The sequence below is a fragment of the Paracidovorax anthurii genome (genome assembly GCF_003269065.1).
Lineage (GTDB): Bacteria > Pseudomonadota > Gammaproteobacteria > Burkholderiales > Burkholderiaceae_C > Paracidovorax > Paracidovorax anthurii.
In genome coordinates this window covers 1-8,617 of record NZ_QLTA01000094.1, presented here as the reverse complement: position 1 = coordinate 8,617, position 8,617 = coordinate 1, and the positions used below count along the sequence as shown (strand labels likewise).

Sequence of the window (8,617 nt, the reverse complement as noted above, 5' to 3'; positions counted from 1 at the left end):
AGGCGTTGCGCCCCTGTCTCTCGCGGGCCGCGCCAACCTGATTTTTTTAAAGCCTGCTCCAGCACGCTCACTCCGTGCTGGTCAGGCTCGCTCCACTTGCGCCAGTACGCATAGACGTTGTGCCACTTGGGGAACTGCGGCGGCAGATAGCGCCACTGACAACCCGTGCGAAGCAGGTACAGCACTGCACAGAACACTTCGTACAGATCCAGCTTGATCGGTTTGGTGCTGCGCCGAACGCTGCGCAGCAGCGGCTCGATCTCGGCAAACTTCTCTCTACTGATGTCGCTTGGGTATGGCTTTCTTTTCACCCCAGGATTGTCGGGGGAGATCGTAAACACGCTCTAAGACCTCTTCGACTGTCTCATTGAGCCCGTCGCGAATCGGTGGCGTGAGCCCTTAATCACAGGGCGTTCAGTTGTCACCTTGGTGCACATGCAGGGCGAAACCGTCCAGTGCCGTTGCGGCTGGCGTGAATTGCAGTTGCGAAATCAATAGATGCACGGGCTGGTACAGCGCATCCAGGGATGTTTCTCTCAACAATTCCTGCACCTGCTCGGAAATGTGTATGGCCTGCATGCGCTGCTCCCGGAGCAGGCCCGGAAGCTGCGCCAATAGGGCATCCAACTGTTCACGATCCTGTGCTTTCGGCGCATCCGATGCGAAGGCTCGCCCGTGGGAATGGGTTGCCGCAATAGCCTGCATTATTTGCAGGGACGTCGCCCGCATGGCCGCAGCCAGTTCCTCAATGGCGGCGGATGGCCGCACTCCCGGCTTCTTTTTCAGCGCGCTTTCGATCTCCGCGCAGCCACGGGCCAATTGTGTGAGCCCCAGATTGGCAGATTCACCCTTGAGCCTGTGAATCCAGGCAGGCAAATCGGTCAGTTCAATCGTGCCGAACTGGTCTGCAAGTCCTGCTGCGCGGGAGGAAAACTCATGGAGCAGGTGGGCGCAAAGCTCGCTATTGCCTCCCATGCGCAGCAGAGCCCCTTCGAGATCAATGCCGTCGATTTTCGACACGGATTGCAATGCGTCGGGTACCGCTACCTTGCCGGGTCTCGAAATGATCGACTCTGGGACCCCTGGGTTTATCCATCTGCGCAAGGCGGCAATCAGTTCTTCAGGATCAATCGGCTTGCCGACAAAGTCATTCATGCCGGCCTGCTGGCAGGCCTGCTGATCTTCAGGCATGACTGCGGCGGTCATCGCAATGATGGGAATCGATTCGCACGCAGGGATGGCGCGGATGCGGCGGGTGGCTTCCAGTCCATCCATGACCGGCATATGCATGTCCATCAAGATGGCCGCAAAATGCCCGGACTGCGCCAGCCCGACGGCCTCCAGGCCGTTGCCGGCCACACTCACCAGAAGACCCGCAGAACGCAGGAATGCCGTGGCGACCTGCTGGTTCACTTCGTTGTCTTCCGCCAGCAGAATTTGCTTTCCGCGCAGTAGCGTTGCCGAGGCGATATAGCTTTTGGTGTCGAGTTGATGGGCAACAGGGGACTGCGATCCCAGCAGTGCGTTAAATAACGCCGAGGGCAATACCGGCTTGGTCATCAAGGCAGCGATCTTGTGTTCGTGTATGTGCTCCAGCAAATCGTCGAGGGCATGTGAACTGAACATCATGAGCGTGGGCGCCTGGGAGATTGCCTTCTGCGCTTCCATCTCCTCGATTCGTTGAACCAGTTCCAGGCCATTCATGATGGGCATTTGCCAGTCGGTCAGCAAAAGGTCATAAGGGTTCCCTGCCAGGTCGGCGGACCTCAGTTGCTCGATGGCTGCCTGACCGTTATCCAGGCACTGGGCATCAATACCCCAACTGTGGAGCATCAGTTGCAAGACATGGGCTGCGGCGATTTGGTCATCGACAATCAGGGCACGCTTGAAACGGAGTGGCTCTGGTGGCACCTGCATTGAATCGGCAGCATCCGCCAGCGCCATGTCGAGATCGAAGAAAAATACGCTGCCCGATCCGGGGGTACTGCCAACCTGCATGGCGCCGCCCATCAATTCGACCAGTCGCTTGCAGATGCTCAGGCCCAGCCCCGTTCCTCCGTATTTGCGTGTGATGGATACGTCGGCTTGGCTGAAGGGCTTGAATAGCTGCTCTGTCTGCGCCGTGCTCATTCCGATGCCGGAGTCTGTCACGCTGAAGCGGATTTGGCAGTTCTTGGCGCTTCTGTTTTTGATTCGCACACCCAGAGTCACCGCCCCTCGCTCGGTGAATTTCACGGCATTGCTCAGCAGATTGGAAAGTACCTGCGCGAGGCGCAGGGGGTCTCCGATCACCAGCGTCGGTAAATCCGGCGGAATGTCGAGGATGAACTCCAGCTTCTTTTGTTCTGCCTGATGCGCGAACATGGATGCACTGTTGGCAAGCAATGTCTCCAGGGATAACTCGCGCTCCTCCAGACGCATGTGACCGGCCTCCACCTTGGAATAGTCGAGCACGTCATTCAGAATGTGCAGCAATGCCTTCGAGGCAGCGAAAGCCTTTTCGAGAAGATCACGCTGTCGGGGTTCGAGTTCGTCCTGAAGAACCAGTTGGGTCATTCCCAATATGGCGTTCATCGGCGTTCGGATCTCATGGCTCATATTGGCCAGAAAACTGCTTTTGGCTGTATTGGCGCGTTCGGCGGCCTCGCGGGCATTTTCCAGTTCAGCCTGGTAGCGTTTTTGCTCGCTCAGGTCTGCGGCCACGCCAAGGGTGCCCAATGGATTGTGGTGCTCATCGAAAATGCCGGTGACGGACAACAGCACAGGAATGCGTTTCCCGTCCTTGGTGATGTATGTCCACTCGTTGGTATCCACCTGATCGCGCAACGCCTTGGCACCGAGGGTCGTAAGCCCTGGTTTCACGAGGACTCCCAACTCCCCGGAGAGGACCTTGGCCCGTTCTGCCACTTCCTGCGGGTCATGGAAGGTGGCAGGGGTCATTTTCCCTATCACCTCTTCGCTGTGGTAGCCCAGGAGGCGCTCCGCGCTGGAGTTGAACATCGTGATGGTGCCGTCCATCTGCGTGGCGATGATGGCGAGGCCTGCGCCGTTCAGTATGGCTTTTTGTAATCCGAACAGGCGGTTCAACTCCAGTTCCTGTGCACGGCGTTCATTGAGGTCACGTGCGATCTTGGAGTAACCGCTGAGGCGGTGCTCATCGTCGTAAATGGGAGTCAGGGTGACGCTGGCCCAGAATTGAGAGCCGTCCTTGCGAACTCTCCAACCCTCGTCATGATTGAACCCTTCCTGTCGCGCTCTCTCGAGCTTCTTTTCCATGTCTCCGGGCTTTGATTGCTCGGGTGGATAGAACACGGACATGTGCTGCCCCAGGATCTCGCTGGCGGAGTAGCCCTTGATACGCTCGGCACCGCTGTTCCAGCCTACGACGATGCCATGGGGGTCCAATTGGACGATGGCGTAATCCTTCACGCCATCGATGAGTTGACGGTAACGTGAGTTGGTTTCGTTGAGCTTGGCTTCCGATGCCAAGCGCTGGACGCGGGCATTCGTCGTCTGGAGTACGAACGTGGCGATAGTCCCTACCAGGCTCAGAATCACGATGAAGGCAGACGTCAGCCATGGCGAGGTCAGGTTCAATTGACCCACGAGTGCCGGGAGTGCATGGACGGTAATTTGCCACTCCTTGCCGTAAATCTCGATATGGCTCGTTGTCGTCAGCAGAGGAGGACTCGACTCGGATATCTCTGCACTGGAATAGAAGTGGTCAGTCTTCCCTTCCTCTTGGATGGCACGGAGACTCAGGGCAATGCGGTCATCGTAAAAATCGAAGTCGCGCAGGACCTCTTCGATCGTCAACGGCGTATAAATCCAGCCATATCCCGCAGCTTCCCGCTCCGCTTCAGAATCCAACGGAGCATCCGCCCGGTAAACCGGCAACAGGATGAGAAAACCTTGATTCTTTTTGCCGTCCGCCTGGACCAGGGTGATCGGATCGGTGATCGATGCAATTCCGGTGCGCAAGGCTTTCAGGGCTGCGCTGCGGCGATTTTCTTCCGATGCGATATCCAGTCCTATGGCAGGACGGTTGTTTTCCACCGGCTCGATGTACTGAATGACATAGCGCTCGCCGGAGTGCGCATGCAACTGCCGAATGGAGAAGTCGGGCCAGCCGTCTTTGCGCGCCGCCTGCACAAAGCTGACTTCTTCTTCTGCGGTAACCCGCCGAATGAAGCCAAAGCCCCGGGCTCCGACAAACTCCCGGGCGTAGTCCCGCGATACTGAATAGCGGTGGAATACTTCGCGGGTCATTCGCTCTTCCCCGCGTGCAATCAGTGCACCACGCGCACCCCGCAACCCGTACTCATAGAGTTCCAGGCGACGGTGTAGCTGTAGCGTGGCGCGCTGGGCCACGAGTTGAAAATTTGCTTCCAGCTTGATTTTGTTGTCGCGATCGACGTACAGGCCGAACCAGATGGCCAGCACGAGTCCCACCACGAGGCCGAGCAATGGAGCCCAGCGCAGAAATACAAGCTTTTTCACGGTCGATCCCGCATGGAAGCGTTTAGCCGGAAACGCGGTTGCGCCCCCCCGACTTGGCTGCGTACAGATGCTGATCCGCCAAATGGGCCAGCATCGAGGTGGCCATGCCATCCGAGGGCACCATGCTGCAGACTCCTGCGCTGATGGTCACTATCGCCGGCGGGGCGCTTGCCGCATGTTCGATGGCTAGCGATTCGACCGACTGCCGCAAGGCCTCGGCTTTGGCCAGGGCTCCCTGCAGATCGCAGTCGGGAAGGAGGCAGACGAACTCTTCTCCTCCATAGCGCGCTACCAGATCGTGCGAGCGGTGGAGTCGCCCCGTCAGCTGCAGCGCCACCTTCTGCAAACAGGAATCTCCTGCAGCATGGCCATAGTGATCGTTGTAGCTTTTGAAGTTGTCCACATCGATCATGACTATTGATAGAGGTGAGCCATTGCGGCCGCAGCGCCGCCACTCGGCATCCAGCGCACCATCGAATCTCCGGCGGTTGGCCACCCCTGTCAGGCCGTCCACATAGGCCAGATCGCGCAGCAGATCGGATTGCCGTTTGAGCCGTGCGTGGGTACGCACACGGGCCTTGGCAACTTCCGGGTTGATGGGCTTTGCAATGAAATCCACGGCGCCGACCCTGAAGCACAAGGATTCATCTTCCGGCGTGTTTTGTGCGGTAATGAAAATGACCGGAATGTGGCGGGTGTCCTCAGATGCCTTCAGTTGCCTGCATACCTCATATCCCGACATTCCCGGCATTTGGATGTCCAGCAAGATCAGATCCGGAGGCGCGGAGTGAATGAGGCGCAAGGCATCGTCGCCGCTGGTGGCCATTCGGATGTCGAACTCCTCTCCGAGCAATGCATGCAGCATTCTTATATTGGTCACTTGGTCATCGACAAGCAACACTGAGATACCGTCGGGCGAGGGCAACTGCGGGTCCGCAAGGTGCGCCATCAGATTTTGTGAAGCCACCGTGGGTCCTTGTTTTCAACGAATCTGCATGCGGCAGGGAACCGCTCCGGTTCTCGTGCTGCCTATTTGATTCAAGCCATAACGCTCCAGCAGTGGCATGACTGCCGAATCATCGGTATTGGTATCGATTTGTTTCGGGTGCTGCTGTGGAATGTAGCCGATGGATTCGAGCAGAGGATGGTCGATGTCGGACTCGTTTCAGCGTTGCGAACTCCACCGCATCGTGCAGATGATTGGCGGTTTTTTAGGCCCCGTAATGATCTCTGTCAATCCGTTGAAGCTCTTATGTCAAAGGTCTTTCGATTTCACGGGAACAGCCACCAGGGGGAGGCATTTCATCTTGGGCACGATGAACTCGATTGCCATCCACCGCGACGGAGGCTTTCCATGGCGTTCTGTCCCCATCTTGCCGAGCGCTGGTGGAGAAACCATTCGATTTGTCTTGCTCTTTATTCCCAAGAGCCGGATTGCCTGAACAAACCAAATTCAATGGCTCGCAACCCATGTCGGCGTGCGACCTTGAGGTGTAGAGAATGGGGAGGTTTTGGGGCGCGCCCGGGAGTGGCGTGGAGGTTGGCTCACAAAGGGGGCGGCCCGGCCGGCAGGGATGGCCCCGGAGCGGCATGGAGCCGGAGGGCCGCGCGCGGCGAAGCCGGCGCTCGCGTCAGCGGGGCGTGCCCGCCGCCGGCCGCGTGCGGTAGAACTGCATGGGCACGGCCTGCATCTCCCGCGCGTGCTGGTTCAGCACCGACTTCTTCATGCGGCCCACGACGTGCATCTCGCAGGGCTTGCAGTCGAAGCGCAGCGTGAGCTTTTCCTTGCCGTTGACGAGGTGCAGCGGGTCGGCCTTGATGGTGCCCTTCACGCCGATCACGCCCTTGGCCTGTTTGGGGCACAGGCTCATGCTGTAGCGCACGCAGTGCTTGGTGATCATCAGGCTCACCTCGCCTTCCTCTTCCTTGGACTCGTAGGCCGCGTCGATCACTTTCACGCCGTGCTTGACGTAGAAGTCGTGCGCCTTGTGGTTGAACACGTTGGCCAGGTAGGTGAGGGTGTCTTCCGGGAAGGGCACGGGCGGCTCCACGGGCTGCGCGCGCGGCAGCCGCACGAAGCCTTCGGCGCGCGCCTGCTCCAGCGCGGCCACGGCGTCGCGGCGCAGCTGGTTGAGCGCCGAGGCGGGCACGAACCAGGGCTGCGAGAGCTGCAGCGCGATGTCGTGCACCGAGAAGATCGTCGCGCCGAAGCGGCCGAGCTGCTCGCGCAGCGTGGCCTGCGCCTGCGCCGCATCGGCGGCGGGCTCGTGCGGGTGGGCGATGGCGGCGCTGCCCGTGAAGCCGTCCTCGTCGGTCAGGGTGAGCGAGAAGCCGCCGCCGGTCTCGGCCAGCGCGGCCCACAGGCCGATGCGCCGGTCGCTCGACTTGCGCTCCAGCCCACGCACCCAGTCCATGTCGCGGTTGCGGTTGATCTCCAGCCCCTTGCGCAGGTCCTTGAAGCCCGCGACCGGGTCTTTCGGGAACACGCGCCACAGGCCCCGGGCGGCGTTGCGGGCCTCGGCGCGGTTGATGTGCACGCCCACCAGTTCCTTCTGCAGGTCGTAGTAGCACAGGCCGTCGCCGTTGTGCAGCACCAGCGCCGGGTCGTTCAGTTCGAGGTCGATCCACGGGTCGCCCACCTGGGTCACCCAGCCGATGGGGCGGCCCGGCGTCTTGGGCGTGTCGAAGGCGCCGATGTCCTCCTGGCGGCCGTTGACGAAGTAGTCGGTGAACTCGCGGTTGAAGTTCTGGTCGGGGTCGGGCGTGAAGTTGAAGGTGGTGGCGCCGCTGGAGGAGCGCGCCAGCGGCGCGGCCGAGGTCTCGCGCGCCTCGATCGCCTCGTCCAGCAGCCGGCGGTAGTGGGCGGTGATGTTCTTCACGTAGCCCATGTCCTTGTAGCGGCCCTCGATCTTGAAGCTGCGCACGCCCGCGTCGATCAGCGCGCCCAGGTTGGCGCTCTGGTTGTTGTCCTTCATCGAGAGCACGTGCTTCTCGTGCGCGACGATGCGCCCCTGGCCGTCCAGTACCTCGTAGGGCAGGCGGCAGGCCTGGTTGCAGTCGCCCCGGTTGGCGCTGCGGCCCGTGTGCGCGTGGCTGATGAAGCACTGGCCCGAATAGGCCACGCAGAGCGCGCCGTGCACGAAGAATTCGATCGTGGTGCGCGCCGGATCGGTGGCGGCGCGGATGGCGGCGATCTCGCCCAGGTCCAGCTCGCGCGCGATCACGATCTGCGAGAGGCCCGCGTCCTGCAGGAAGCGCGCCTTCTCGGGCGTGCGGATGTCGGTCTGTGTGCTGGCATGCAGCTGGATGGGCGGCAGGTCGATCTCCAGCAGGCCCATGTCCTGGATGATGAGCGCGTCCGCACCCGCCTCGTACACCTGCCAGGCCATGCGCCGCGCGCCTTCCAGCTCGTCGTCGCGCAGGATGGTGTTGAGCGTGACGAAGATGCGGCTGCCGAAGCGGTGCGCATGGCGGATGAGCCGCTCCAGGTCGCGCAGTTCGTTGCCGGCGCTGGCCCGTGCCCCGAAGGCCGGCCCGCCGATGTAGACGGCATCCGCGCCATGGTTCACGGCCTCGATGCCGATGTCGGCGTCGCGCGCGGGGGAGAGCAGTTCGAGCTGGTGGGGCAGGAGGGACATGGGGCGGGATTATCCCAGGGGCGGCCGGGATCACCCAAGGGGCGGGTTCTGCACGAAATTGGTGCGTGGTGCCGCTACGATATGGTGCAGTGCGCCCGCTGCCTTGCCGCAGCGGGCGCGCCGTTTTTCACCGTTCCATCCAGGAGACCTGAGAACGTGTTTACGATCTTCTGAGTAGCAGAGCCAGAAACGCCAAGTGGACGAACTGTAAGCTGGTGTTGAGCCATCGCTCACAGTTCTTCCATAGCCGCCGATTCTTGTCCAGCCAAGCAAAGCTGCGCTCAACCACCCAGCGCTTGGGCATGACCTTGAAGGTGTGCAACTCGCTTCTCTTGGCGATCTGCACCGTCACATGCTCACCCAGGATGTCCTTGACGCCTTGCGCGAAGGGCTCGCCTGTGTAACCGCTGTCCGTCAGCACACTTTGCACCCGCCCCAGCGAGCGCTTGCAGCGCTTGAAGGCCGCAAGCGCTCCCTTG

The 8,617-nt window shown here is 60.8% G+C and carries 5 protein-coding genes; all 5 read right to left on the bottom strand.

Annotated features, from left to right (window positions below):
• On the bottom strand, positions 1-311 hold a 311-nt coding region (locus AX018_RS23815), incomplete at its 3' end, for a transposase (protein ID WP_245951598.1).
• Between the two features lie 103 nt (positions 312-414).
• The gene (locus AX018_RS23810) at positions 415-4,500 is read right to left on the bottom strand and encodes a CHASE domain-containing hybrid sensor histidine kinase/response regulator (RefSeq protein WP_170146341.1); all 4,086 of its coding nucleotides are present in this window, start codon (positions 4,498-4,500) and stop codon (positions 415-417) included.
• Positions 4,501-4,522: 22 nt separating this feature from the next.
• Positions 4,523-5,467 carry a diguanylate cyclase gene (locus AX018_RS23805; protein ID WP_245951815.1) on the bottom strand — a complete coding sequence of 315 codons (945 nt, stop codon included), beginning with the start codon at positions 5,465-5,467 and terminating at the stop codon, positions 4,523-4,525.
• Positions 5,468-6,131: 664 nt separating this feature from the next.
• A complete protein-coding gene (locus AX018_RS23800) occupies positions 6,132-8,138 on the bottom strand; it encodes a peptidase U32 family protein (RefSeq protein WP_111882692.1) in 2,007 nt (668 codons plus the stop codon).
• Between the two features lie 160 nt (positions 8,139-8,298).
• Positions 8,299-8,617 (bottom strand): transposase (locus AX018_RS23795; protein WP_146749253.1); only part of this gene is annotated, 319 nt, incomplete at its 5' end.

Excerpts from the sequence above, each read along its gene's own strand:
- AX018_RS23800 (WP_111882692.1), bottom strand. The coding sequence starts at position 8,138 with ATGTCCCTCCTGCCCCACCAGCTCGAACTGCTCTCCCCCGCGCGCGAC.